This window comes from Paenibacillus sp. FSL H3-0310, from assembly GCF_038002785.1.
Lineage (GTDB): Bacteria > Bacillota > Bacilli > Paenibacillales > Paenibacillaceae > Paenibacillus_AQ > Paenibacillus_AQ odorifer.
The window spans coordinates 1,394,534-1,419,467 of the sequence record NZ_JBBODC010000001.1; the positions used below are offsets into that span (position 1 = coordinate 1,394,534).

The 24,934-nt window shown below is 44.0% G+C and carries 22 protein-coding genes; 14 read left to right on the forward strand and 8 right to left on the reverse strand.

Going from position 1 to position 24,934, the window contains the following annotated elements; all coding sequences use genetic code 11:
* Nucleotides 1-23 precede the first annotated feature (23 nt).
* From MHH63_RS06235 to MHH63_RS06250, 4 genes are all read left to right on the forward strand, one after another.
* Nucleotides 24-875, forward strand: coding sequence for an ABC transporter permease (locus MHH63_RS06235; RefSeq protein WP_038572516.1), 852 nt, complete (start codon nt 24-26; stop codon nt 873-875).
* The gene (locus MHH63_RS06240; RefSeq protein ID WP_076129474.1) at nt 872-1,684 is read left to right on the forward strand and encodes an ABC transporter permease; all 813 of its coding nucleotides are present in this window, start codon (nt 872-874) and stop codon (nt 1,682-1,684) included. Before MHH63_RS06235 ends, MHH63_RS06240 begins: the two co-directional genes overlap by 4 nt.
* A 31-nt stretch (nt 1,685-1,715) precedes the next feature.
* Nucleotides 1,716-3,074, forward strand: coding sequence for an LLM class flavin-dependent oxidoreductase (locus tag MHH63_RS06245; protein WP_341171318.1), 1,359 nt, complete (start codon nt 1,716-1,718; stop codon nt 3,072-3,074).
* Between the two features lie 258 nt (nt 3,075-3,332).
* Complete coding sequence (locus MHH63_RS06250; protein ID WP_036676004.1) at nt 3,333-3,623, forward strand: MazG nucleotide pyrophosphohydrolase domain-containing protein; 291 nt, start codon at nt 3,333-3,335, stop codon at nt 3,621-3,623.
* A gap of 78 nt (nt 3,624-3,701) precedes the next feature.
* On the opposite strand, the gene MHH63_RS06255 is transcribed toward MHH63_RS06250, so the two are convergent.
* The gene (locus tag MHH63_RS06255; protein ID WP_340392453.1) at nt 3,702-4,451 is read right to left on the reverse strand and encodes an SDR family NAD(P)-dependent oxidoreductase; all 750 of its coding nucleotides are present in this window, start codon (nt 4,449-4,451) and stop codon (nt 3,702-3,704) included.
* 164 nt (nt 4,452-4,615) lie between these two features.
* On the opposite strand from MHH63_RS06255, the gene MHH63_RS06260 reads away from it, so the two are divergent.
* The 4 genes from MHH63_RS06260 to MHH63_RS06275 all read left to right on the forward strand — a co-directional run bounded on the left by MHH63_RS06260 (nt 4,616) and on the right by MHH63_RS06275 (nt 14,150).
* Nucleotides 4,616-5,533: a LysR family transcriptional regulator gene (locus tag MHH63_RS06260; RefSeq protein WP_076134485.1), complete on the forward strand. Its 918-nt coding sequence runs from the start codon at nt 4,616-4,618 to the stop codon at nt 5,531-5,533.
* A 117-nt stretch (nt 5,534-5,650) separates the two neighbouring features.
* Complete coding sequence (locus MHH63_RS06265) at nt 5,651-12,100, forward strand: phosphodiester glycosidase family protein (RefSeq protein ID WP_341171319.1); 6,450 nt, start codon at nt 5,651-5,653, stop codon at nt 12,098-12,100.
* A gap of 959 nt (nt 12,101-13,059) precedes the next feature.
* Nucleotides 13,060-13,719, forward strand: coding sequence for a helix-turn-helix domain-containing protein (locus MHH63_RS06270; protein WP_036676012.1), 660 nt, complete (start codon nt 13,060-13,062; stop codon nt 13,717-13,719).
* A gap of 122 nt (nt 13,720-13,841) precedes the next feature.
* Nucleotides 13,842-14,150: a hypothetical protein gene (locus tag MHH63_RS06275; RefSeq protein WP_036676014.1), complete on the forward strand. Its 309-nt coding sequence runs from the start codon at nt 13,842-13,844 to the stop codon at nt 14,148-14,150.
* A gap of 181 nt (nt 14,151-14,331) precedes the next feature.
* Here the strand turns inward: MHH63_RS06275 and sda are convergent, their stop codons facing one another.
* From sda to MHH63_RS06290, 5 genes are all read right to left on the reverse strand, one after another.
* Nucleotides 14,332-14,505 (reverse strand): sporulation histidine kinase inhibitor Sda, encoded by a 174-nt coding sequence (sda, locus tag MHH63_RS28555; RefSeq protein WP_081393959.1) that lies wholly within the window; start codon nt 14,503-14,505, stop codon nt 14,332-14,334.
* A 220-nt stretch (nt 14,506-14,725) separates the two neighbouring features.
* Entirely contained in the window at nt 14,726-15,061 is a 336-nt protein-coding gene (locus tag MHH63_RS06280) for a LytTR family DNA-binding domain-containing protein (protein ID WP_036676016.1), read from the reverse strand.
* 21 nt (nt 15,062-15,082) lie between these two features.
* Nucleotides 15,083-15,202 carry a cyclic lactone autoinducer peptide gene (locus MHH63_RS06285; protein ID WP_139330034.1) on the reverse strand — a complete coding sequence of 40 codons (120 nt, stop codon included), beginning with the start codon at nt 15,200-15,202 and terminating at the stop codon, nt 15,083-15,085.
* Nucleotides 15,199-15,726 carry an accessory gene regulator ArgB-like protein gene (locus MHH63_RS28560; protein ID WP_405168565.1) on the reverse strand — a complete coding sequence of 176 codons (528 nt, stop codon included), beginning with the start codon at nt 15,724-15,726 and terminating at the stop codon, nt 15,199-15,201. The genes MHH63_RS06285 and MHH63_RS28560 overlap by 4 nt, the downstream gene beginning before the upstream one ends.
* Nucleotides 15,707-16,372 carry a hypothetical protein gene (locus MHH63_RS06290; protein WP_248548450.1) on the reverse strand — a complete coding sequence of 222 codons (666 nt, stop codon included), beginning with the start codon at nt 16,370-16,372 and terminating at the stop codon, nt 15,707-15,709. The genes MHH63_RS28560 and MHH63_RS06290 overlap by 20 nt, the downstream gene beginning before the upstream one ends.
* A gap of 137 nt (nt 16,373-16,509) precedes the next feature.
* Here MHH63_RS06290 and MHH63_RS06295 point away from each other — a divergent pair, with 137 nt between their 5' ends.
* Nucleotides 16,510-17,028: a DinB family protein gene (locus MHH63_RS06295; RefSeq protein WP_341171320.1), complete on the forward strand. Its 519-nt coding sequence runs from the start codon at nt 16,510-16,512 to the stop codon at nt 17,026-17,028.
* 64 nt (nt 17,029-17,092) lie between these two features.
* Here MHH63_RS06295 and MHH63_RS06300 read toward each other — a convergent pair whose 3' ends face one another.
* Nucleotides 17,093-17,662 (reverse strand): thymidine kinase, encoded by a 570-nt coding sequence (locus tag MHH63_RS06300; RefSeq protein ID WP_036676019.1) that lies wholly within the window; start codon nt 17,660-17,662, stop codon nt 17,093-17,095.
* Between the two features lie 136 nt (nt 17,663-17,798).
* On the opposite strand from MHH63_RS06300, the gene MHH63_RS06305 reads away from it, so the two are divergent.
* Genes MHH63_RS06305 through MHH63_RS06315 form a run of 3 tightly spaced genes read left to right on the forward strand, consistent with a single transcriptional unit; the run spans nt 17,799 to nt 21,620 of the window.
* The gene (locus MHH63_RS06305) at nt 17,799-18,029 is read left to right on the forward strand and encodes a hypothetical protein (protein WP_036676022.1); all 231 of its coding nucleotides are present in this window, start codon (nt 17,799-17,801) and stop codon (nt 18,027-18,029) included.
* A gap of 17 nt (nt 18,030-18,046) precedes the next feature.
* Nucleotides 18,047-19,780: an ABC transporter ATP-binding protein gene (locus MHH63_RS06310; protein ID WP_076129484.1), complete on the forward strand. Its 1,734-nt coding sequence runs from the start codon at nt 18,047-18,049 to the stop codon at nt 19,778-19,780.
* Nucleotides 19,761-21,620, forward strand: a complete 1,860-nt coding sequence (locus MHH63_RS06315) for an ABC transporter ATP-binding protein (RefSeq protein WP_076184140.1) — start codon at nt 19,761-19,763, stop codon at nt 21,618-21,620. Before MHH63_RS06310 ends, MHH63_RS06315 begins: the two co-directional genes overlap by 20 nt.
* A 243-nt stretch (nt 21,621-21,863) precedes the next feature.
* Here MHH63_RS06315 and MHH63_RS06320 read toward each other — a convergent pair whose 3' ends face one another.
* Complete coding sequence (locus tag MHH63_RS06320; protein ID WP_076129486.1) at nt 21,864-22,169, reverse strand: DUF2627 domain-containing protein; 306 nt, start codon at nt 22,167-22,169, stop codon at nt 21,864-21,866.
* A 167-nt stretch (nt 22,170-22,336) separates the two neighbouring features.
* On the opposite strand from MHH63_RS06320, the gene lpdA reads away from it, so the two are divergent.
* A complete protein-coding gene (gene lpdA / locus MHH63_RS06325; RefSeq protein ID WP_076184136.1) occupies nt 22,337-23,758 on the forward strand; it encodes a dihydrolipoyl dehydrogenase in 1,422 nt (473 codons plus the stop codon).
* A 141-nt stretch (nt 23,759-23,899) separates the two neighbouring features.
* On the forward strand, nt 23,900-24,931 hold the full coding sequence (locus tag MHH63_RS06330; RefSeq protein ID WP_036676031.1) for a thiamine pyrophosphate-dependent dehydrogenase E1 component subunit alpha: 1,032 nt from the start codon (nt 23,900-23,902) through the stop codon (nt 24,929-24,931).
* The last annotated feature ends 3 nt before the right edge of the window (nt 24,932-24,934 follow it).

Here is a 24,934-nt window from a genome sequence, read left to right on the forward strand (position 1 = left end):
GATGTAGAAAAGAGGTTGTTTACATGCAATTCAGTGCTGAAAAAGCTGTGATCTCGCCACTAATTCATAAGAAGAATCCAGTAAAGAAGCGCGGACTTTCCATCCAAACGACGAATATATTGCTTGGACTTATCTTACCAATTGCTTTACTCCTGATTTGGGAGATAGCCGGAGCGATGGGAAAGTTAAATCCTATATTGCTGCCAAGGCCAAGTGAAATATGGCGGGAACTGGTTAGCTTGACCGCGTCCGGTGAGCTGGCGAAACATTTAGGCATATCCGCTTGGCGGGCACTGCTAGGTTTCTTAATTGGGGGAGGGCTTGGCTTAGCGGCTGGTTTGTGGGTAGGCTTTTCATACAAAACAGAACGTTTGCTGGATCCGTCGCTGCAAATGCTGCGCACGCTACCCCATTTAGCAATCGCTCCACTATTTATTTTGTGGTTCGGATTCGGTGAAACCTCAAAAATATTGTTGATTGCCAAAGGTTCATTTTTCCCATTATACGTGAACACATTTCTAGGGATCCGTTCGGTGGACAACAAGTTGTTTGATGTTGGGAGAGTACTGCAATTCAGTAAATGGCAGATGGTGAGTAAGTTAATTATTCCAGCCTCACTGCCCAACATCTTTTTAGGTATCCGTTTGTCTGTGGGCATAGCTTGGCTTGGACTTGTCGTAGCGGAGATGATGGGCTCTAGCTCAGGTGTTGGCTATCTAATCAATGACGCGCGATCGTTTTCTTTGACCACAGTGGTATTTGTTGGGATCATCGTGTTTGCTGTAGTAGGTAAACTGTCAGATTCATTAGTGAAGCTGTTGGAATCGAGATTGCTAAGATGGCAGGACAGTTATAGAGGAGATAAAGGATCATGAGCAATCACCTATCCAGTAATAAAATAGAGCGTCACGACGATGGTTTAAGCTGGATTCCAAAAAAACTGCATGGTTGGATTGTACCTCTAGCTCTAGTGGTGATTTGGGAAGTGGCAGCTGCGCTCCATCTAGTCTCTGCGACGACATTGCCTGCTCCATCTACCATTATTGCGCAGTTCTTTTCTTTAATAGCTAGCGGTGAGCTGTTTCGACATCTGGGGATTAGCGCCTATCGGGCAGGGCTTGGCTTTTTATTGGGATCTGCTACTGGACTGCTGCTTGGCTTATCTACAGGACTTGGGAAGTTGGTAGAGCGTACACTGGATCCATCTTTACAGATGCTTCGAACGATTCCATTACTTGCCCTTATTCCGTTATTCATTTTGTGGTTTGGTGTAGGTGAATTTTCTAAAATACTAATGATTTCATTAGGTGCTTTTTTTCCAGTTTATCTGAACACTTTCCTAGGAATTCGTAATGTTGATATCAAGCTTGTTGAAGTATCCCGTATTTTCCAATATACAAGATGGCAGCTGCTTAGCAAAATGATTATTCCGGCTGCAATGCCTAATATTCTACTTGGTATTCGCCTATCACTTGGTGCATCGTGGCTTGTACTCGTCGTAGCGGAGATGATGGGAACAAGTGCGGGGATAGGCTATATGATTCAGGATGCCAGAGCTTATTCGCAAACAGATATAGTATTCGTTGGAATTTCAATCTTTGCAGTGATAGGAAAACTTTCGGATTCCGCAATTCGATTGCTGGAGAGAAGATGGCTGCATTGGCGTGATACATTCAAAGGTTAACGAACTCTAGAATTCGAAAGGCAGGGTCATTATGGAAACCAGAAAAGATCAGCTACATTTAGGTGCATTTATTTATTATTCAGGACATCATCATTATGGCTGGCGTCATCCGGAATCGGGAGCGGATAAGATCTTCAATTATAAATTTTATCGCGAATTGGCAAAAACCGCCGAGCGTGGGAAGTTCGATATGATGTTTTTGGCGGATTTGTTGTATGTGATGGGTGCGGATCAAGCAGCTTCGGGTATGCTGGACCCATTGACGCTGTTGTCAGCCCTTTCGACAGAAACAGAAAAACTCGGATTAACGGCTACCGTATCGACCACGTATAACGAACCTTATAATGTGGCTCGCAAATTTGCTTCTTTAGATCATATTAGTGAAGGCCGAGCGGGTTGGAATATTGTCACCTCCCAGCTTGATGTGGAAGCTTATAACTATGGGAAGCCGGAGCATCCAGAGCACGGACTTCGGTATAAAATGGCACGTGAATTTGTTGAGGTGGCAACGCTTCTCTGGGACAGCTGGGAGGATGACTCTTTAATCGTCAACCGCGAAGAGGGACAATTTGCTGACGCGAAGAAGATCAAAGAAGTGGAATACAAAGGGGAGTGGTATTCTACAAAAGGAACCCTCAATGTTCCTCGCTCACCTCAAGGGTATCCTGTACTTATTCAAGCCGGATCTTCTGGTCCAGGACAAGATTTTGCAGCTAGTTTTGGAGAGGTGATCTTTACGGCACAGCAGTCGCTTGAAGCGGCTAAGGCCTTCTATGAAAGCGTCAATTCCAAATTAGCAGATTATGGCCGTGAACGTGGTAGCTTAAAAATTATGCCGGGCTTGTCTCCGATCATTGGAGCGACCGAAGAGGAAGCCCAAAGTAAATATAAAGAACTGCAGGAGTTGATTCCTCCTGCCGCTGTTGTTGGTATGTTGTCTGGCATGTTGAGGTTTGACCTGTCCGAATACCCAGTAGATGGACAGCTGCCTGAGATTCCTGATCCAGTAGAAGCATCAAATGGAATGAAAAGCCGGGTTCAGCTGATTATGGATATGGCTCGTAAGGACAAATTATCGATATTAGAATTAGGCCGCCGTTTGCTTGGTGCACGAGGACATATGCAGTTTGTTGGAACCTATGAACAATTAGCAGATTTAATGCAATTGTGGTTCGAAGAGTACGGCTGCGATGGATTTAATATTATGCCACCAGTACTGCCGGGCAACTTGGATGAATTCGTGGATCATGTTGTGCCCATCTTGCAAGCACGCGGCTTGTTCCGCACTGAGTATACGGGGAGTACCCTTCGTGAACATCTAGGATTGGAGCGTCCGGATATTCGTCATTTCCAGAATCGTAGAGTGGCTGAAGTAGGGGCTGGTAAATAAGGTGATCATCGGAGTGGCTTTATTCAGATTGTAACGAGTTGGCTATTGGGGTATCACTATAGTGAGCAAAATGCAAAGAAGCGATTCTTCGATAAATGAGGAATCGCTTCTTTTTTATCGCATTGTGAGAGCGTTCTTGTCTAATAAACAGCAAAGTCTTGGAGAGTTTGTATTCTTAGATCAAAAGGATGATAATTGGTAAATACGCAGGAATAATTACTTTACATAACTTTATACCAAAAAGCGAGGCGTAAGGAAATGAATGCAGCAGAGTTTCAACAGTATGTTAAGGAGTTCAGTGAAATCAAAGGGTTTGATACCAGCACCATTGAGCAGAGAATGCTGTACTTAATGACTGAGGTTGGGGAGTTGTCCAAAGAGGTTTTGTCGGTATCTTTTCATCCAGATGCGGAGCGGAAAGAAAACTTGGGATACGAGATGTACGATGTGGTGTGGAATATTTTTGATCTGGCCAATAAACTTGGTATTGATCTGGAGCAGGCGTTTAAACGTAAGCTGGAGATTAATGAACAGAGGACTTGGGAGTAGGGTGTATCTATTGAATACTTTTAAAAAAATCCAAGGACCTCCCTCGAGGGAAGCCTTGGATTTTTTTCACCCTAAACTTTATTTAAATGAAGCATAACCTTCATCAGCCATTACAACACTACCGTTAATTGCACTAGCTTCTGGTAAGGAGAGCAAGTATACAGTGTCTGCAACTTGTTCAGGTAATGTTAGTTTGTTACCCATTACTTTGCTCTTCATTTGGTCAACCATTCCTTGATCTTTATATCCTTGGATAATTGGCGTATCTACAGCGCCTGGAGCAACGGCAAGCACGCGGATGCCATGAACCGAAAGTTCAAGTGCTGCGGATTTAGTCATCATAATGACCGCACCTTTGGAAGCGTGATATGCGAATGTACCTGGGGAAGCTAGGAATCCAAATACAGAAGCTGTATTGATGATCACACCTTTGATGCCGAGCTCACGCATTTTTTTACCAGCAGCGATAATCCCATGGGCTACACCATGCTGATTGACATTAATGACACTGTGATAATCCTTAAGGTCTTGGTCTAGTACAGGAGTGACGCGGCCGATCCCGGCATTGTTGAACATAACGTCAATTCTTCCATAAGTATCTACAGTTTTTTGAACCAGCGCTTCGACATCTTCATATTTGGAAACATCTGTTTTGACGAAAATTGCTTCGCCACCATCTTTAATAATTTGTGCTACCGTTTCTTCACCTAATTGTTGATTGAAATCGGCAACGACAACTTGATCACCTTTACTTGCAAATTTAATGGCGGTTTGTTTCCCGATTCCACTGGCTCCACCTGTTATTACGGCTACTCTTTTGTCTGTCATTTGAGTTTCCTCCTCAAGAAATATAGTTATACTAGAAATGAAAGTTGATATAGTAAAAATGGTTACTTACTAACTTATTTACATTGTAACACTTGTCTAAATTAATTAAAATTTAAGTAAATTTAATAGTTATTAAGTAAAGATTAACTTAAGGGGTGATTCAAATGAATTTGGAGCAATGCGAGAATATTGTAGAAGTCGCAAAGATTGGTTCTTTAACCAAAGCAGCTCAGAATCGTCATATCACTCTATCCGCAATGAGTCAGTCCATTACCATGCTGGAGGCTGAGCTGGGAGTTACTTTGTTCATCCGTTCGCGCGGGCAAAAGGCGGTTCCCACAGCAGAAGGAAATGCCATTATTAGCAAAGCAAATGAAGTCCTGATGAAAGTAAATGAATTAAAAGAAGAAGCACAGATTTACAGCGATACGTTAAGTGGTCATTTGAAAATTGCTACGATACCTGGACCCATGCATCTGATGGTGAAGGTAATCTCTAGTTTTAAGGCAGATTTTCCAAATGTGAAAATAGAGATTTTTGAAAAAGGACCCAAAGAAATTCTGGATAATGTACTTCAGGATGAAATGGACATTGGACTTATGGTCTCACCGGAGGGAATGCCTGACACATATAAGGGGGTTAAGTTTGAAAGGTTAATGGAAGGAAAGATTGTAGTGGGTGTACATCCACACTCACCGCTAGCCCTGAATTCAATCCTTACACCGGATCAGTTAGTGGGGCAGACGTTGGTTTTATACGATGATCCTTACATTAAGGACTATGTAGAGCGATATTTATCTGGCTATGGGCCGATCAATTTGCTTTTTGTAAGTAACAACACACGGGCGATTGAGAATGCAGTTGCAGAAGGACTGGCCATCACAATTGGTCTGGATTATTCGTTTCTTAAAATATCAGAGATGACTTCTGCCTTCATGAAAACCATCGAGTTACGATCACCAGATACCCGTGCGAAATATTCAGGAGCTATTGTCTCTGCTTCCAAACAGACCTCCCAGACCGCCCGAAGATTTATCAACAGGCTAAAGCATGAATTTGATGAAATGATTAGACGAAGTTAACAGTATGCCTTGGTAAATTTTATCTAACCTTTACGCTTCCTAGTTAATATTAACCCTATGATGTTGTCCAAGCTCAGATCGATATTAGGACAGCCAAGTGGGGAGGATGTCAACACAGTGAGAAGGTATCTAAGGCAAATTAATGTTGTTGTTATCTTTGTTTTGTTGATTTCGTTGTTACAACCGGGGGCAATTGTTCGCGCTTCCATCTCTGATTTACCAGCAACAGACTACGGAACCGTTATTGATGTTCGCCAAACGGAGCTTGCACCTGGGGCGATGTATACCTGGATGGATCTCCAGAATGATCGTGGTTTACAAAAGATACATGCAGTGGAGTTCAACCCGCAACAAGGAAATTTGGAGCTGCGGGCAGGTACGAAGGATGGAAAGGTATACGGTATGAAAGGCGTTACAGAAATGGCCACGTATGCGGATTCACCTGAAAACCGAGTGATCGCAGGAATCAATGGTGATTTCTATGAAATCTCCGGTTTTGCTACGGGTGTTCCTAATGGGTTATTTATGGATGAGGGTGTAATCCTGAACAGCTCGATTTCAGCTTTTACTTTCGGTTTAAAAGAAGATGGCAGCTCGATTTATGGGGTGCCGAAGCTGACCAAAAACGTAACGATTAATGGAAAAACAACCAATCTGACCAGCATCAACCGTTATCGAAATACGAATGAGCTGGTTCTTTATACGGAAGATTATAATACAACTACAAAGTCAACCAATGAGGGTGACGAGGTTGTTCTAGATATTGTCGAGGGAGAAGTGAAAAGCGGCCAGACCTTGAAGCTGAAGGTATCTGAAATCCGCAACAATCAAGGCAATACGCCGCTTTCCCAAGGAAAAGTGGTTTTATCTGCCCAGGGTACGTCCCGTGCTGTTCTGCAAGGGTTATCTGTTGGCGATAACGTTACTGCCAGCTTTGCGCTCAGCGGAGAATGGAATGATGTGAAGGTAGCTATTGGCGGCGAGGGGCCGCTGGTAAAAGACGGAGTAGTTCAACAAGGTGTAGGGCCTTTAGGAATTCATCCGCGGACAGCCATTGGGACAAAAGCGGATGGAAGTCTCGTTTTATTCGAAGTGGATGGAAGATCGCCAGGTTTTAGTGAGGGCGTAGATACCGATGAGCTTGGCAACATTCTGAAGGATATGGGCGTAGTGAACGCCATGAATCTGGATGGTGGCGGTTCTTCTACTTTTGTGGCCAGAATGCCGGGTACTTCTGGTGTCCGAATGATGAATCAGGGCTCAGATGGTTACGAGCGTAAAACCGGTAACGGTTTATTGCTTGTCAATACAGCCCCTGAGCAACCTTCGGCTTCTAAGCTGGTTGTGCAGCCGAATACGGAACGTATTTTGCAAGGCTCCAGCTTTATATTCAAAGCGGCAGGAGTGGACGAGAACGGCCATCCGGCGCCTTATTCGGGTACGCTGAATTGGCAGGTGGACGCTAACCTTGGTACTGTCGATGCGAACGGAGTCTTCACCGGAGGAATCACTGCCGGCACAGGAACTGTAATTGTAGAGGCTGGGGCAGTCAAAGGCAGTGCTGAAATTGAGGTTGTAGATAAGCTTACAGAGCTTAGGTTTCCTGATGAGATCAAAACTTATTCTTCAGGTGCTGCTGCACAATTAACTGTGAAGGCGCTACGTAATGGACAAGTGATTCAAGCTGACAACCCTAGCTTCGAATGGCGGGTTGAGGGCGAGATCGGAACCGTGGACGAGAAGGGTCTGTTTCAGGCGACGAGTGAGAACGGGAAAAACGGAAAGATTTATGCTAAATACAGGGACGTTGAGACCTCTTTTGAAGTAAATGTGGGGTTACCGCCTGTAATGCTGGAGGATTTTGAGAATGGCATTGATAAATATATAGCCTCTAGTGCAGCAGCTAACAGCGTGGCGATTCAGGAAGTGTCGGATCTGGATTTTGTCCGCAACGGGGACAAAGCCTTGAAGCTGGAATATGATTTTGTTAATAAAACAGGCACATCTGGTGCTTATTTAGCCGCAAGCTCAACCGCCAATCGGATTCAGATTCCGGGGTATCCTGAAAAGATCAGTATGTGGATCTACGGAGATGGCAAAAAGCACTGGCTGCGGGGACAGATTCGGGATGGCAATAATGCGGCAGTGCCTGTGGATTTTACTGATCAGGTAAATGGTGTGAACTGGACGGGGTGGAAATACGTCGAAGTATCCGTTCCTAAGGGGAAAACCACCCCGTTAACGATGGATATGCCTGTCCGCTATATGGAGACAAGCAATCTTAATAAGAGTGCGGGAGCTATTTACGTTGATGATATTCGTGCCATTTATGGCCCGCTAGAGGAGGACAGAACACCTCCTATTCTTAAAGATGCATATCCCGGCGTGAACGAAATTGTCAAAACAGCTACACCGACCCTTTCCGTCAATGGTGAGGATGATGGTTATGATCCAGTGGTGCATCCGGGAACGACCTTAATCGATCCTGACAAAACACGAGTATATGTGGACGATCAATTAGTGGAGCATGGCTTTTATCCTCCAAAAGGTCAGATCACTTATAAACCAAAGGTTCCACTGACAGAAGGCCGTCATAAAGTAAAAGTTGCCATTCGCGATTTAAGCGGTAACCAGACGATAAAAGAATGGTATTTTACAGTAAATTTGGGCTCTCCGTTCTATGTGTACCAAACACCAGAAGTAGTATATGCCGGCAACACTTACACTTTGGACGTAACGGCAGAGAAAGCGAGCAAGCTGCAGGAAGGAAATCTTACGTTTGCTTTTAATCCGGCTGCAGTTAAAGATTTGCAGGTAATTCGGGGGAATAAGTTATCAGAAACACAAGTGGAGTCCATCATTGATCCGGTATTGGGCACTGTGCGTCTTAACTTAACGAATATCAATTCTTCCAATCTGGGAGATACGGATCTCATCGGGCAAATTCAATATACAGTTCGAAATGATTTTGTGGGTCTCTACACTCAGGAGCAGTTGGCTGGAGATATTAGCAAAGCTTTTGTAATTGAAAATACATCCGGATCGGTAACTTCTACAGAGGGTACTGGGGTTCCTATTTCTTTTATTGGAGCAGCTGTTGAATCTGTTGTGAAGACACAGTTGATGCTCACTTGGAACCATTATGATCTTGCGAAGGGCTTTGATGCATCTTTTGCGGTAAAAGATCTGAATGGAAGTGTCGTTGAAGGAGCAAAGCTGCTGTTCGATGGAGTGGAGGTACAAGGTGTTGCTTCAGGGGCAAGTGGAACACTAACTACTGACTTTGTCACTTCAGCAGAAGGAATTTTTAAATTGCAGGCGGTAAAAGGAAATACCTATAGTCCTGTAATGACGTTCAAGGTTGCTCCATATGACGCTACTGCAGCTCCGCGTAATGTTAATGTTACGATGGGCCAAGATGCAGCAACTTCTCGCCAGTTCACTTGGCAGACAGAACCGTTGACTATGGATACTGTAGTAGAACTTGTGAAAAAAGCGGAGTTTACAAGCTTTCAAGCTGCGAATGTAATAAAAATTACCGGCAGCAGTTCAATTTACAACACCAACAATGACGGAACGATGCGAGTTCATAAAGCGGAGGCCACTGCGCTTACCCCCGGAACGGAATATGTATATCGTGTGGGTGATGGCGAGTCAAATGTAAGTGAGCAAGGAGCTTTTGTTACAAGTGGTGGTGAGGACACTTCTACAAAATTCCTGTTTATCGGAGATTCCCAAGCAGATTCTAAGGCTGGTTTTGGTCTTTGGGGAGATACGATTGAAGCGGCTTACGCGTATATGCCGGATGCGGAAATGCTGGTTCATGCTGGAGATATGGTGGATAAGGGCTTTGAACAAGAGCAGTGGAACTGGTGGTTTGATGCAGCTCAAAAGCAGCTGATGAATACCACACTTGTTCCGATTATCGGGAACCATGAAGTGATGGGAACCAATGGAGATGGGGATTATCTGGCGCAATTCAATAACCCGCAAAACGGTGCGGCGAGCGTAAAAGGTACGAATTATTCTTTTGATATTAAGGATACGCACTTTGTGGTTATGAATACAGAGCATTCAGGTAGTCCGTTCACTGAACAGGCCGAGTGGTTGGATCAGGATCTTTCCGCTACAGATAAAAAGTGGAAGGTGATTTTTTTCCATCAAGGACCGTACGGCAGCATCTATTCGAATGAGCAGGTACAAGCGAAGTGGGTTCCGGTCTTTGATAAGCACAACGTAGATTTGGTGATGAACGGTCATGATCATATCTATTTGCGAACTTTTCCAATGAAGGAGGGTAAACAGGTTGCAGAAGGCGAAGGCACTCGGTATGTTATCGGCGGTTCCTCGGGTCCTAAGTTCTATGCGCTGACACCACGTTTTTGGCAGGAAAAAATATATGACGAAGATGAGCAAATCTATACGGCTGTTGAGATTGAGAAGAACGAGATTACGGTTACCGCAAGAACAGTAGACGGAGTTGAGATTGACCGTTTAGTAATCGGCAAATTGGTTCCGGAATCCATTACGCTGGATCAAACTGCTGTAGAGCTTGAGCCTGGGGCTAGCCTGCAATTGCAAGCTAAGGTGGGGCCGGAAGAGGCTAATCATCTGACAAAGCTTTGGTCCATCGTTCCTGATACGGCAGAATCAGTTGTTACTGTAAATGAATATGGCTTGGTTACAGCATTGAAGCCAGGGACAGCTAAGATAAGAGTCACAGTGGCAGGTTACCCGAATATTTTTGCCGAAAGTACGATAACTGTAGATGCGCTGCAAGCAATTAAGCTTCAGGGAAAGAGACAGCTTAAACCGGAAGAAGTCGACCAATCTGTAACAGAAGCTGTCTACGCATCTGGGAAACGTACCGCAATATTAGATGGACTTCATTATTCCAGCTTGAATGAACATATTGCTACGATCAATGATCAGGGTTTAGTTCAGGCTCATCAGGAAGGCTCCACTGTGATTTCAGTAACCTATAGGGAGTTCGCCTCGGAGTATAACCTTGTAGTAACAAATGATGAAGCACCTATTCTTACAGAAATAACGATGGATGGGCCGGATTCGCTGGAACAAGGAAGTATTGGCTCCGTTGTTGTTCAGGCGGTATACAGTGACGGCAGCAAGAAAGAATTGTTCGAGGGAGTAATCTTTGATACATCTGATCATTCCATTGCAATGATTAGTGAGGCTGGAGAACTTCATGCTCTGAGTGCTGGTACAACAAAAGTCAGCGCTGTTTATAACGGTTTGAGCACTGAATATATTCTGATAGTGACTGAGGGCTCGCCGGGTACGACACCAAGCCCAGAGCCGACACCAACGCCGACACCGACACCAACACCACGTCCAGAGCCAACATCAACGCCGGGTGCTTGGGTGCCGGGACCTGCGGTGACACCAACGCCAACCGCTACACCAACTCCGTCGGCATCAGCACAAACGGGCGTAGTCACCATAACGGCTTCTCAACTGTCAGAGAGCAAGAATGCTCAAGGTGAAGTTGTGGTTTCTGTTAATGGGGCGGTTACGGAATTACTTTTGCCAGGCAATGCAGCAGAGCTGCTTGGACACGCACCGCTTAGAGTGGTTATGCAGGATTTATCCGTTACGATTCCTGCTACAGTACTGGCAGAACTAAGTAAGCTAATCTCAGCTGAGGCTCTTGCCAAGAGTACGATTTCGCTACGGCTGAAACCTGTAGCTGATAATACAGCAGTGGGCCTGTTGACTCGTGCAAGTACACTTGCGGGTGCACAATTGCGGGCGAAAAGTGATCTGCGGGAATGGTCGCTTAGCATATTCACACAAAATGATCAGTCCTTCTCGTTAAGACAGTTTGCAGAGCCGATTATGATTTCTTATAAGGTCGGTGCAGATGTAGATCGAAGCTTATTAGGAATTTATTTTATCGAAGACGTGGGTAAATTAGAATATATGAGCAGTACATGGACGAATGGTTATCTATCTGCTGCCGTCAGTCATTTTAGTAAATACATTGTTTTAGAAGTTGATAAAACATTCAAAGATTTGAAGTCCGATCACTGGGCTTACCTTGCTGTGAAGCAGCTTGCGGCAAAACAACTTGTACAAGGTGTTGCTGCGGACCAATTTGATCCGAACCGTGCGGTTACACGGGCGGAGTTCACAGCGATGTTAGTTCGTGCGCTTGGCTTGAAAGGTCGAGCGGAACCTGCTTTCGCTGATGTACCTGCAGATAAATGGTATGCAGAAGCAGTAGGGTTAGCCAAACAAGCTGGAGTGATTAACGGCCAGACTGCTTCACAGTTTGAACCGGAGGCGAAGATCTCCCGCCAGGAGATGGCTGCAATGCTGGCTCGTGCATATGCTTACGCGAAGAGTAATGTATCTGTAGCTAGCCGTAACATTTCGGCATTCAACGATATTGGTTATGCTCCACAGTGGGCTCAAGAGGCAATCAGCGAAGTGTACAGACTTGGTTTGATGCAAGGACGGGCTGAGGGACAATTTGCACCGAACCAAAACGGAACACGTGCTGAAAGTGCACAGACGATCCTCAACCTGCTGAGTGTTATGGAGTAATGATTGTGGCCAGTCTCAGGTTGATGGGGACTGGCTGTTTTTTTTGATAATTCGATTAGTTGGATATGTGCAGGGTACGCACGCATGTACACAGAGGGGGAAAGCGAATTAAAAGTAAAAACAGGTAGTGAGACACAAAGGATTGGAGAAGGGAAAATGGAGAACGGAAAGTTAAGGCACGCTCGCTGAGGCAGGCTAAAGTACGCTTGCTGAGGTACGCTAAAGCTAAAGTACGCTCGCTGAGGTACGGCTAAACCTAAGACACGCTCGCTGAGGAACGCTAAAGCTAAAGTACGCCAACAGCGATGCACACTTGGTAAGTTCGGCTCGGACGAGCTACTTTTATCAAGAAAGTTTGTTTTAACAGATAGCCTCGATGGTTTGGGATCGTAACGGACTGTATTGCCGCTATTTTAAGTTTTTGGTCCATTTTTCCAACTTTTCGGACTCCATAGCTCTTATTGTCATACTTTTGCCCGGAATCGTAATATATTTTAATGAATAGCTGCATCTGAGTCCGATAGATGAGCAGAATGGCTGAAATCAGCTTAATAAGGTCTCCTCGGTCCGATGAGGTAGAATTGAGTGAGCAAGGTGAGTTAGTTGAGTCAGGTGAGCCAAGTGGAGCTAGGTGAGTAAGGTGAGTAAGGTGAGTAAGGTGAGTAAGGTGAGCTAGTTGAGCCAAGTGAGCCAGGTGAGTAAAGCGAGCAGAAAGCGGAAGGTAAGACCAAAAAGATGGATGGGGCTTAAGCAGAAAGTAAAACTGAGGCGAGTAACGAGCATATTCCAAATCCTTACAGACGGGCGCCGAGTCTTTTTCCGGTATTTTGTAAAGATAGGGTTATATTGGGCGTGGAATACTGGGAATTACTCTTCAGAGGCAAGTAAAAACAAGGAATAATTGTTATTAGCCAACACAAATTGTTATGTTGTGTTATGATAGTAGGGAGGTGACTCCCATGAATGATTTTGAGAACTATCCCGATGAGCTGGGTAATTTCATTCGGCACATCAGAAAGACGAGAGGGTTAACCTTAAGAGGACTGGAAGAAAAGAGCGGTATAAGTTACTCACAGCTTAGCAAAATCGAACGTGGAGAGAGCATTCCGCTTAAAGACAATCTGGACAAGATCATTGAAGCGCTTGGAACGGATCTGAAGAATCGGATGTACCATTTGGCAGATTATATGCCAGATATTGAATATATCAAGACCTTGAAGCAAGGATATGAGCTGCCACAGCTCAAACAGTCTCAAGATTACATCTACGAGACAGCCTTTAACAAGCTTAAGGAATTCAGAGCGAAGGAAGGGAAAGAAACATCGTACGTTTCCTTTGATTCGAATGAAGTTATAGTTTACGAAACGGAATATGGGGCAGGAATGGTAATAGAGAAGATTGAGAAATACAATCTGACCGATGTCCTGAACGATAAGTTTGAGGGTAACCTCGACTCCTTAAGAAAGAGCCCCCGTAAAGGGCGTCAAGCCTTTCTATTTGGCGAGTGGCTACGGGAGTGCGTTTATGAACTGAAGGAAGAGGAACAGGATCAGGTCATACAAGCACTTAAAGAATTTACTCAGTTTAAAGTACAACAAATAAAGGGTGCTTATAAATAATGTATGCCTTTTGCTAATGATCTCAAAAATGAATGAATGTTGCCCTTTCTTGCAGCCATCTATTCATCTTGATCCATAAACTAACAACTAAAAATGGTTTGACAGAAAAGGGGATATTAATAATGAAAATTAACATGAAGTTTACCAGCAAGGGCAAAGTCGCTATAGAGAATTTTAATAACGAGGAATTGCTGGAGATCTTCGCACGTTACATCAAGACATTATCCAAAAAGTATGACATCGAAGTTGATGTTCCTCTTGAAGCGAATCAAAACATCGTTGGTGATGGTGCGGTAATCGCAACTGCAAAAAATGTGAAATGTGATGTTGAAACTTTCTTTAAAGAATTGGGCAGAGATATTAAAGTTCCCTTGAAGAAAAGACTCGGCGGCAAATTGGAAAATGTTTTCAAAACAGAAATTACAGAATAGAGCATTATTTTTATCTCAGATTAACCATCATATGTGCATATAAAAAAGGTAGGGCCGCGGAGGCTCTACCTTTTTTATGTTAATGTAGTTGACTTAAGGCGACCTAAGGAGTTTATTGTTGGTTGAAGCTGAAGAAAAATGTGTACCATGCGTCAGTGTGAATTTAATGGGGAAGGGGATGTTATATACTTTCAGAATCTATGAGATTTCTACTTCTCATGATCTCTTTAATAATTTCAATGAAATCCGGTAACGCATGGGCATCAACCGCTAGCTCATAGATTCTTAGTAAATCCTCGTCAGATATAGATTCCAGAGATGAGGGCCGTGGAGAGGGATGAAAATAGTAATTCATTATGATCCTCCATCATTAATTGTTTTTATTATAGGTTTATCTATATGGTATCATTTGGAATAGGATCCGTCTCCTGTCATTCATCCTACGAATTTATCTTTACATTTGAGGATTATTATGGCATAATGTGCGATTTTGAGGAAATTGCTAAAAAGTTTCAATTTTTAATAAAATAATCCCGGCATGCGTGAACATGCCGGGATTATTAAAAAACTGAATTTTATTCTGACGGTTTTTTCTTTTGTGAAGCAAGATACTTCTTAAGGCGAGGTTCATTGGATTCCGAAACAGTAGTGAACTGCGTACCTTGATTAAAGCATACAATCTTCCGCCCGGGATCATAGCCTTCTATGTTGTTGATATTGACGACATTGCTGCGGTCAAGGCGTTCGAATCCCTTACCCTCATACGCTACGGAAAGATCGGAAAGCGTGGTGGGGAGAATAAATTCGCCTTCTTTCGTATGGACGAATATTGTATTCTTATAATTCGAGAAATACAATATATCTTCCTCTAGAATATCACTAGAGGAACCGTCTTTCTGTAAGACACGCATCGTTTCCCCATCCTTGTTTAATTACTTGCGCAGTTCTTTTGGAATCTCAGGGCTGTGAGCAAATGGTTTCAGAATTGTTGCAAAAACAGTAGCAGAAGTACCTAAAATGTTAGAAGCATAACGAGCTAAGTTTTTTTTCATCTGATTGTCCTCCTTTGTAATGGGATTATGACTGTAAAGGATTGAACTAAAAATGCCAATCCAATGACAGGCGAATGGAGCCGAAAATTTAAAAAAACCAGAATTATGGAAAGTAGCTTTAAACCCAAATACCATTCTTTGGGGATTTGGGCATTAGCATCAGGATTCGGAGCACATAAGATCATTACAAGTAAAGAAAAAAGATTAATCCAAATCAAATGGTTATGTATTAGATAAGTTATATGAGGGATCAGTGAACAGATAAAGATAGATACAATATTGCAGGCTCTTGCGGATTTTAAATGCACACCACCAGATGACATTCTTAGGAGCATGAAGCTGAATAAGGCTAAGAATGTTTCCTTTAGCTGTCCAGTGAGCCCGCCAATGCATAAAGAAGTCATAATAATGAATAAAGTATTCAGAATAATGCTAAGGGCATAATGCATCATTTCAATTGAATGCGATTGCTCTGGATTACTTTTCTTAATGACCTCAACAATTTTAAGTGCTAAATGACTCATAGTTATTTCTGTCCTTTTTGTATGAGAAATATAGATATCCCCATAATATTACCCCATAGAAAATTGGGATCAAGAAAAAGAAATTAGATTCAATAAAGTAGGTGAATAAAGTAACGACAATTACTGTAGGAAGATTAAGAGCGAATAATATTTTTTCACTAGTTGTTGGTTTGACTTTTACATCGGGTTTATCAGGTACAAAGTCAAATCCAATACGTTTATAGCCCACATACATACCAATGAGAATCGCGGCTAATGCTGATAAAATCTGCATTGTCATTATGTTTTTTGTAATCGGGTCCGAAGTATTTAGAGGCATGGAGATTACAGAGTTTAATAGATACACAATACTGGCTTGAATCACCGAGTAAGCTTGATAGGCCATCCCGGTTAATATTGAAGCGTAGAAGGGATGAATCCGGAATAACATCCACATAAAACAAAACATTAGTGCAAATTGTGAGAAAATATCTAATGGAAAAATCCCATAGTTGATCCTAATTGTATAAGAACAAAAGCCCATAATAAAACTAGCAAACACCATCTCTTTATGATATAGATCAATTTTGAAGATTTTGAAAGCCAGAAAAAACATTGCATAAGTCTCTAGTATTGAAAATATCATAAAAAGAATAAAATCTAGCATGCCGACACTCCCGATGACTTCTAGTTTAACCAACCCTATTATTGCAAGTATCGTATAAAATGAGCTAAAATACAACAACTACAGTATAATTTTCCTCCTATTTTTTCAAAAAAATTCAAAATGAGAGGGGTTTAGACATGGGTCGACGTCCAGAAAGCAGTGAGTATCTCAAAGAATTATCAAAATATGTCGATTTAGTGCCAGCTGAAGGAGACATGATTACTATTTTTAGAGAGCAGACGGATGAGATTTGCACTTTTATTTCGAATCTTACGGAAGAACAAGGGGACTATCGTTACGCTCCGGAGAAATGGAGTATCAAGGAAATGGTCGGACATCTGGCTGATACCGGAAGAATCATGTCCTACCGTTTATTGTGCATCGCCAGAGGGGATACGACTCCACTACCGGGTTTTGAAGAGAAAGACTATGTACTTACCGCCAATTTCGAAGCGCACACTTTAAAAGCATTGCTGGCCCACTACAAGCTTGTTCGAGAATCGACATTACTCCTAATGGAAACTCTGCCGGAGGAAGCATGGATCCGGAAGGGAATAGTTAACGAGGCTACTCTTTCTGCGAGAGCTCAGGCCTGCATTATGATTGGACATGACCATCATCATTTGAATATTCTTAAAGAAAGATATTTAGGGTAATATCTTCTTAATCAAAAAAGCATTCCAATAGCCTTTATGGCTTTGGGATGCTTTTTATACACGGCTATAGCGGTGGATTCTTGTGACATTTGCGGCATACCGGATAGTAAGCTTCATTGCCACCAATCTGGATTTGCTTGCCGCTATATACGGGCTTGCCGTTTTCTACTCGTAGAGCCATAGTAGCTTTGCGCTCGCAGAACCAGCAGATCGTCTTCATTTCCTCAATTTTATCAGCGTAGATCAGCATATATTTGCTGCCTTCAAATAACTGATTCTGAAAATCATTTTTAAGTCCGAAGGCCATTACCGGAATGCCCAGCTCATCAACGATACGCACTAGCTGGAGAATACATTCCTTGCTTAGAAATTGACATTCATCAATAAGTACACAGTGTGGTTTAGGTTGGTTACTGCTGACGATATTATAAATATCTGTGTTCTCATCGATGGGGATTGCTTGTTTCCGAAGCCCAATACGAGAAGAAATAAAACCAACCTCGTCCCGGTCGTCTATGGATGGAGTGAAAATGAGCACCGATTTCCCCTGCTCTTCATAATTATGTGCAACCTTGAGTATCTCAATAGATTTACCACTGTTCATTGCTCCGTATTTGAAAAACAATTGTGCCACTTCCATCTATCCTTTCGTAAAAAACATTGATTATATCTTAAAAATGCGACCATATTAGAGTATCATATTCGGATCAGATGTATCCAGTGAAAACATTGCGATTGATTGGATGTGGTATGATAAGAGGTAATAAGAGATGGGAAAGGAAGTAATAAGTGTGACTGAAAGATTAGACGAATATAAGGAACGGTTAGCTCTTTTGCAGCAGAATGGAGATTTATCCAGTGACACTGAAAGCTTGCTGGAAGAAATGATGGCGGATTTGGTGGAATTGAATCGGAGTAATAAAGCACTGCGTCGAGCAATACTGAAAACTGGACAGGCTTCCACGATGTCAACTCGGTTAAGGGATGCACTGTACGAATAGAAAAAGAGGGTATGCGAATGGCTTTGATTTTCTCTTTTCTCAAAAAATATAAGGTAGCTGCAATAGCTGCCCTTGTAATGATGCTCATTGAATTGACGGTAGAATTATCACAGCCTTTGATCATTTCCAAAATCATTGACTTGGGGATCCGAGAAAAAGATACCTCTGTAGTATGGCTGTGGGGCAGTGTATTGATCGGCAGCGCGGTAGTTGCGTTTACAGCCGGGGTACTCAGTTCTTTTTTTGCTGCCCATGCAAGTCAGAGCTTTGCGTTCGATCTTAGGGACAAATTGTACGAAAAGGTACAGTCTTTTACGTATGAAGTATTTAATCGTTTTGCTACTTCGTCACTGATTACCCGTCTGACTGGCGATGTATCACAGCTGCAGGATACTATTTTTATGAGCTTGCGCTTTATGACACGGGTGCCACTTGTTGTGGTAGGCAGTGTGATTATGGCGTTAGTTGTTCATGTGAAGCTGGGATTACTGCTGACGGTGGCGTTACCTTTGTTGATTTTTTTCCTCTATTGGATTATGAGAAAAGCTTCCTTGTTATTTCGTACGGTCCAGCAGCGTTTAGACGGAGTTAATGGCGTGATTCAGGAGAACCTTACGGGTATTCGCTTGATCCGCGTATTTGTGCGTATGGGGTATGAGATTGAACGTTTCACGGTATTTAGCGGGAATTTGATGAGATCAACAGTGTCTGCCTTGCGTTTGACTGAGACGACGATGCCTTTTGTTATGCTTATTGTGAATGCGGCGATTTTGGCGATTTTATGGTTTGGACGGATAGCCATTTCCAGCGGGGATGCTACTTTGGGTCAGACTGTTGCTGTTATTAATTACTCCTTGCGAACAATTGGAGCGTTAACAGCTATCTCTGGTCTTGTTGTAACGTTTTCCCGCGCTCGTGCCTCCTCTCAACGTGTTTCAGAAGTTATGGAAGCGGGAGCTGGAGTTCGTGAAGGCGGGACTTTGCAAGGTGAGCCGATTCAGGGCCACGTTAAATTTGAAGGCGTTTGCTTTAAGTATCCTAATAGTGATATCTCTGTCCTGGAGGACATTCATTTTGAAGTAGCTGCTGGTGAGCGAGTAGCGATTATGGGGGCGACCGGATCAGGAAAATCCTCACTCGTGAGTTTGATTCCGCGCTTGTATGAAGAGACAGACGGCACCATTTGGATTGACGGTGAAAAAAGTGCTGATATCGATATTTCCAGACTGCGGAAATCGATAGGTTATGTGCCTCAGGAATTGCAGCTTTTCAGCGGATCAATTCGCGATAATATTGCATGGGGCAATGAACACGCCACACTGGAACAAATCCAACAAGCAGCGGGAGCTGCACAAATTCACGAGACGGTAAAAGGGTTGCCAGATGGTTATGACACGATGCTTGGTCAACGAGGGGTTAATCTCTCCGGCGGACAAAAGCAGCGGTTAACGATTGCCCGTGCACTTGTTAGAAAACCGGCTATGTTGATCCTTGATGACAGCACCAGTGCCCTTGATGCGGTTACGGAAGGGCTTTTGCTGGAGGCGCTAAAGGATATCTCCTGTACAACCTTTTTGATTACTCAGAAAATCAGTTCAACGGCATCAGCCGATTTGATCCTGTTGCTGGATGAGGGACGATTAATTGGCAAAGGCTCGCATAAGGAGCTTATGGCAAGCTCCGAGCTGTACCGCAAGATTTATGAATCACAGGTAGAGGAGGCGAAGCAGCATGTTCAAAGCATTAATTGAACCTTTTCGTCATCCTAAACCGAATTTTGAACTTGGCGTGGGACGAAGTCTAGGGACAGCATCTGGCGGCAAACCCAAAGCAAAGGCGAAGGATTGGTCAGGGACGCTGATCCGGATCTGGAGTTATCTAGCTGAGCGTAAAGCCAAGCTTATTCTTGTACTGATCATGGTTGTCTTCAGCTCAGCGCTAGCGCTGCTGGGGCCATACATGATTGGCAGAGCGGTGGATAATTATCTGGAAGGTACCGGCGGGCGATCATGGGTTGTTTTTCTGACAAGCCTTGCTTGTGTGTACATTTTTTATTCTCTGACTTCTTGGCTGCAAAACATATGGATGATCGAAATTGCTCAAGAAACTGTATTACGGATGCGTACGGAGCTATTCTCCCATTTACACCGTCTGCCTATTTCCTTTTTTAATCGGAGACAGCAGGGAGAAATTATGAGCCGTCTTACCAATGATATCGAGAACGTCAGCTCTACGTTGAATAGCTCGGCTATTCAGATATTTTCAAGTGTCTTAACCTTGCTAGGAACCGTAGGGGTTATGCTGTGGCTTAGTCCCTTGTTGACGCTGCTCACATTCCTCGTAGTGCCTTTGATGTTGTTAGGCATGCGCTGGATTACACGCCGTACAGGCCCACTATTTAAAGAACGTCAGCGCAATGTAGGGGAGCTTAACGGTTATATTGAGGAGACCTTATCCGGACAACGGATTATCAAGGCTTTTTCACAAGAGGAACGCGTCATCTCTGGTTTTCATGAACGCAACAAGCGAATTATGCTGTCAGGCTACTGGGCGCAGTCCATTTCTGGTTTCATCCCCAAGCTTATGAATGGTCTTAATAATCTCAGCTTCGCCATAGTTGCAGGAATTGGTGGTCTGCTTGCGATCCGTGGGTCGATTACAGTGGGTGTGATCATCGTATTCGTGGAATATACCCGCCAGTTTACTCGTCCGCTTAATGATTTAGCGAATCAGTGGAATACCTTGCTCTCAGCGGTGGCAGGGGCCGAGCGGGTGTTTGAAGTGCTGGACGAAGAGACCGAGGCTAAAGATGAAGGTGCAGCCAAATCACTTGAAACTGTACAGGGTGCGGTGAAGTTTGAAAATGTAGCCTTTTCTTATGATGGAGGTTCTAACACGCTGCAGGATATCAGCTTTGTAGCGAAGCCTGGCGAGATGATCGCTTTAGTTGGACCTACCGGTGCTGGCAAAACAACGCTAATTGGGCTGTTATCCCGTTTCTATGATCCTAATCAGGGGAAAATCACGCTGGATGGCTTAGATATCACTTCGATTCGGCGGGAAAGCTTGAGAAGTCATATGGCCTTTGTATTGCAGGATTCCTTTTTGTTCAAAGGGAGTATCCGCGATAACATCCGATACGGGAGGCTGGATGCGTCCGATGAAGAGGTTGAAGAGGCGGCTAAGCTGGCCAATGCCCATTCTTTTATTATGCGAATGCCCGAAGGTTATGAACGGATGCTCTCGGCGGATGGCAGCGGTATAAGCCAAGGGCAGAAGCAGCTGCTCTCCATTGCGAGAGCGATTCTTGCTAACCCCTCTATGCTTGTGCTTGATGAAGCAACCAGCAGTATTGATACAGTGACCGAGATCAAGATTCAGGAAGGGCTGCAGGCGCTGATGAAAGGGCGAACGAGCTTCGTCATTGCTCATAGACTTGGCACGATACGTGCAGCTGATCGAATTCTTGTGCTTCAGGGCGGCAGATTATTGCAGCAAGGCTCTCATGAAGAGCTGCTGAAGCAAGGCGGACTGTACAGCGAGTTGGTACAGGGGCGGCGGAAAGAGGCGCTTGATAAGGCGGGTATTTAAGAAAAAGGCGGGAATTTTCAGGGAGCGCAGATTGCGTCCATGAAGTTCTCGCCTTTATGTTATTTGTGATAGATAACGAGCACCAGATCGGGTGAACTGGGAGGGTTTGAAATATGGGGGAATCTATTGTACAAATTACAATCAGCAGGGTATTAAGGCTTGATTGTGTGCGATTCGAGATTCAGATGATCAGGTGAATAAATGATGAGATGAAAAAGCTGATCCTAAGTTTAGCATAGCCTCTTAAGAGATCGTTTCCTGCGTTCCGGCTTGTTTCGCCTTTTGCTTCTCCTTGAACCTTGGACCTACGTAATTCTTCTTACGGTCCCTAGCCAGAATCCAGCCACCAAGGAAAGTCATGCCAGCTGCGAAGAGCAGCAATCCACCACCGAAATGCAGCCAAGCAAAGTGGGGCACTACAGAATCATCACCATGCATGGATATGTAATCAAAAATATCATCCTTCATCATGAGGAAGCCCTTCATTGCTATTAAGCCCGGAAACACAAGAATAAGGATGGCAATGAAGCGTGAAATTAACAGTTTCATAAGTGTCTCCTACCCCTCTTAGCCCTTTAGATTCACCCATATGATAACGCTTTAGCAAGAAAAAGTCCATTTGCATATGACGTTTATAAGTTTTGTAATAGAGCAAAAAGAGAGTACAATATACTAAGTAAAATGAACTTACGTGTAATGACTGGAGGATACATATCATGACAATTTCATGTGACGTGGCCATACTTGGCGGAGGTACTGGAGGGTATGTGGCGGCTATTCGCGCTGCACAGCTTGGAAAGTCCGTTGTCGTCATCGAAATGGACAAACTGGGAGGAACCTGTCTGCATCGGGGCTGCATTCCTAGTAAATCGCTGCTCCGTAGTGCAGAGGTATATGCTGAAATCAATGAGAGCGAGAGCTATGGCATTGAGACAAGCGGTGTACAGCTGGTATTCCCAAAGGTACAGAAACGCAAAGAAGCTGTAGTTGAGCAACTTCATCAAGGCGTACAATATTTGATGCGCAAAAATAAAATACAAGTTGTCAAAGGTAAAGGGCGCGTAACGGGTCCTTCTATTTTTTCTCCGCGCAGCGGTGCTGTAGCTGTGGAACTGGAAGATGGGGAGATGGAAACAGTAGTTTCCAGCCATCTTATTATCGCTACGGGCTCACGCCCCCGAGTATTGCCTGGTCTCGAACCAGACGGGAAAGTGATTCTTAGCAGTGATGAAGCTCTCACACTCGAAGAGCTCCCATCCTCTATCATTATTGTGGGCGGCGGTGTAATTGGGGTCGAATGGGCTTCAATGCTGGCTGATTTTGGAGTGCAGGTAACTGTGGTTGAAGCTGCAGGTCAGTTATTGCCTCAAGAGGATGAAGAGATAGCTAAGGAACTGCAACGGTTGTTGAAAAAGCGTGGGGTTAAGGTACTGACTGAAACTACAGTGGATGCTGCAACCTGCCAGGTAACGGAGGATGGAATTTCGATCGAAGCCCGTAAGGGAGAGCAAAGTCAAAGCCTAATGGCAGAAAAATTGCTTGTATCCGTAGGCAGAGTGGCCAACATCGAGAATATTGGTCTGGAAAACACAGACATTCGCTTTGACAAAGGGATTATTGCTGTAAACGCTAGTATGCAGACGGCAGAGCCGCATATTTATGCCATTGGCGACTGCATCGGTGGGCTTCAATTGGCTCATGCAGCCAGTCATGAAGGGATAATGGCGGTTAACCATCTATCTGGTGAGAAGCTACATCCTTATCATACACATTTAGTACCACGTTGTGTCTATACTCGGCCTGAGGTAGCAAGTGTGGGCTACACCGAGAAGGAAGCTAAAGAGCTTGGACATGATGTAGTGATTGGCAAGTTCCCATTCTCGGCCATTGGTAAGGCGATTGTATATGGCCAGAAGGATGGATTTGTCAAAGTTGTAGCGGATCGTAGCAGTGGAGATATTCTTGGTGTGCAGATGATTGGTCCTCATGTGACGGATCTAATTGGAGAAGCGGCCTTGGCACAGCTACTGGATGCAACACCTTGGGAGATTGGTGAAGCTATACATGCTCACCCTACCCTTTCGGAGATTATCGGAGAAGCAATGTTAGCTGTGGATGGAAGATCTATTGGATTTTAGTTTTTCTTAGCTTTTCTTTTTGGGTAGAAAGGGATTATAATATACTCAAGTCAAGTCTTAGTACCAGGTTTTAAGATCAGGGCACAATTGGTCTTAATTCCTGTAAGACTTCAGGCTTTATGAATAAGGAGGTATCTCTTTATGGAATCCCAAGGTACTGTAGAAACGATTAACAGACATAAGCAGCTTGGACTTAGTGACGGCCAGGTCATCGATATGTACAGATATATGTCGCTCGCTCGTAAATACGATGAGCGCAGTCTGCTGCTTCAGCGCGCTGGCAAGATCAACTTTCATGTCTCCGGTATAGGCCAGGAGGCGGGTCAGGTGGCGGCGGCGTTCGCGCTGGACCGGCAAAATGATTATTTTTTACCTTATTACCGCGATTATGCTTTCGTGCTCTCAGTGGGTATGACTACACGCGAACTTATGTTGTCCGTATTCGCTAAGGCAGAAGATCCAAACAGTGGTGGGCGGCAAATGCCGGGTCACTTTGGCAGCAAACGTCTGCGTATTGTGACAGGGTCAAGCCCTGTAACCACTCAGGTCCCTCATGCGGTTGGCTTTGCTCTGGCGGCCAAAATGCAGAAGAAGAAATTCGTCTCCTTTGTAACCTTCGGTGAAGGTTCCAGCAATCAGGGGGATTTTCATGAAGCTTGTAACTTTGCCGGAGTGAATAAGCTGCCGGTTATTATCATGTGCCAGAACAATCAGTACGCAATCTCTGTTCCTGTTCATAAACAGTTAGGCGGCAAGGTTAGCGACCGTGCACTGGGTTATGGATTTCCTGGTGTGCGTGTAGACGGAAACGATCCGCTTGAGGTTTATCGTGTCGTTAAGGAAGCGCGGGAAAGAGCCCTCGCGGGTGAAGGTCCTACGCTGATTGAAGCGATGATGTACCGTTTGTCTCCACACTCCACCTCAGATAATGATCTGGCTTACCGGACCAAAGAAGAGGTTGATGAGAACTGGAAGAAGGACGGCGTAGCAGGATTCCGTAATTACTTGATCGGTCTGGGATTGTGGAGTGACGAGCAAGAACAAGATCTTGCTGCTGAATGCAATCTTGAGCTTAAAGCGGCTATCGAGTATGCCGATAATGCTCCGTTCCCGAAACCGGAAGACACACTGCTGCATGTATACAGTGATTCCGACCTCAAAGGAGGGGCATAAACC

Excerpts from the sequence above, each read along its gene's own strand:
- MHH63_RS06245 (WP_341171318.1), top strand. The coding sequence starts at position 1,716 with ATGGAAACCAGAAAAGATCAGCTACATTTAGGTGCATTTATTTATTAT.
- lpdA (WP_076184136.1), top strand. The coding sequence starts at position 22,337 with ATGACAATTTCATGTGACGTGGCCATACTTGGCGGAGGTACTGGAGGG.
- MHH63_RS06255 (WP_340392453.1), bottom strand. The coding sequence starts at position 4,451 with ATGACAGACAAAAGAGTAGCCGTAATAACAGGTGGAGCCAGTGGAATC.
- MHH63_RS06240 (WP_076129474.1), top strand. The coding sequence starts at position 872 with ATGAGCAATCACCTATCCAGTAATAAAATAGAGCGTCACGACGATGGT.
- MHH63_RS06285 (WP_139330034.1), bottom strand. The coding sequence starts at position 15,202 with ATGAAAAAAAACTTAGCTCGTTATGCTTCTAACATTTTAGGTACTTCT.
- MHH63_RS06275 (WP_036676014.1), top strand. The coding sequence starts at position 13,842 with ATGAAAATTAACATGAAGTTTACCAGCAAGGGCAAAGTCGCTATAGAG.
- MHH63_RS06280 (WP_036676016.1), bottom strand. The coding sequence starts at position 15,061 with ATGCGTGTCTTACAGAAAGACGGTTCCTCTAGTGATATTCTAGAGGAA.
- MHH63_RS06320 (WP_076129486.1), bottom strand. The coding sequence starts at position 22,169 with ATGAAACTGTTAATTTCACGCTTCATTGCCATCCTTATTCTTGTGTTT.
- MHH63_RS06250 (WP_036676004.1), top strand. The coding sequence starts at position 3,333 with ATGAATGCAGCAGAGTTTCAACAGTATGTTAAGGAGTTCAGTGAAATC.
- MHH63_RS06310 (WP_076129484.1), top strand. The coding sequence starts at position 18,047 with ATGGCTTTGATTTTCTCTTTTCTCAAAAAATATAAGGTAGCTGCAATA.
- MHH63_RS06295 (WP_341171320.1), top strand. The coding sequence starts at position 16,510 with ATGGGTCGACGTCCAGAAAGCAGTGAGTATCTCAAAGAATTATCAAAA.
- sda (WP_081393959.1), bottom strand. The coding sequence starts at position 14,505 with ATGAATTACTATTTTCATCCCTCTCCACGGCCCTCATCTCTGGAATCT.
- MHH63_RS06330 (WP_036676031.1), top strand. The coding sequence starts at position 23,900 with ATGGAATCCCAAGGTACTGTAGAAACGATTAACAGACATAAGCAGCTT.
- MHH63_RS06260 (WP_076134485.1), top strand. The coding sequence starts at position 4,616 with ATGAATTTGGAGCAATGCGAGAATATTGTAGAAGTCGCAAAGATTGGT.
- MHH63_RS06315 (WP_076184140.1), top strand. The coding sequence starts at position 19,761 with ATGTTCAAAGCATTAATTGAACCTTTTCGTCATCCTAAACCGAATTTT.
- MHH63_RS06305 (WP_036676022.1), top strand. The coding sequence starts at position 17,799 with ATGGGAAAGGAAGTAATAAGTGTGACTGAAAGATTAGACGAATATAAG.
- MHH63_RS06290 (WP_248548450.1), bottom strand. The coding sequence starts at position 16,372 with ATGCTAGATTTTATTCTTTTTATGATATTTTCAATACTAGAGACTTAT.
- MHH63_RS06235 (WP_038572516.1), top strand. The coding sequence starts at position 24 with ATGCAATTCAGTGCTGAAAAAGCTGTGATCTCGCCACTAATTCATAAG.
- MHH63_RS06270 (WP_036676012.1), top strand. The coding sequence starts at position 13,060 with ATGAATGATTTTGAGAACTATCCCGATGAGCTGGGTAATTTCATTCGG.
- MHH63_RS28560 (WP_405168565.1), bottom strand. The coding sequence starts at position 15,726 with ATGAGTCATTTAGCACTTAAAATTGTTGAGGTCATTAAGAAAAGTAAT.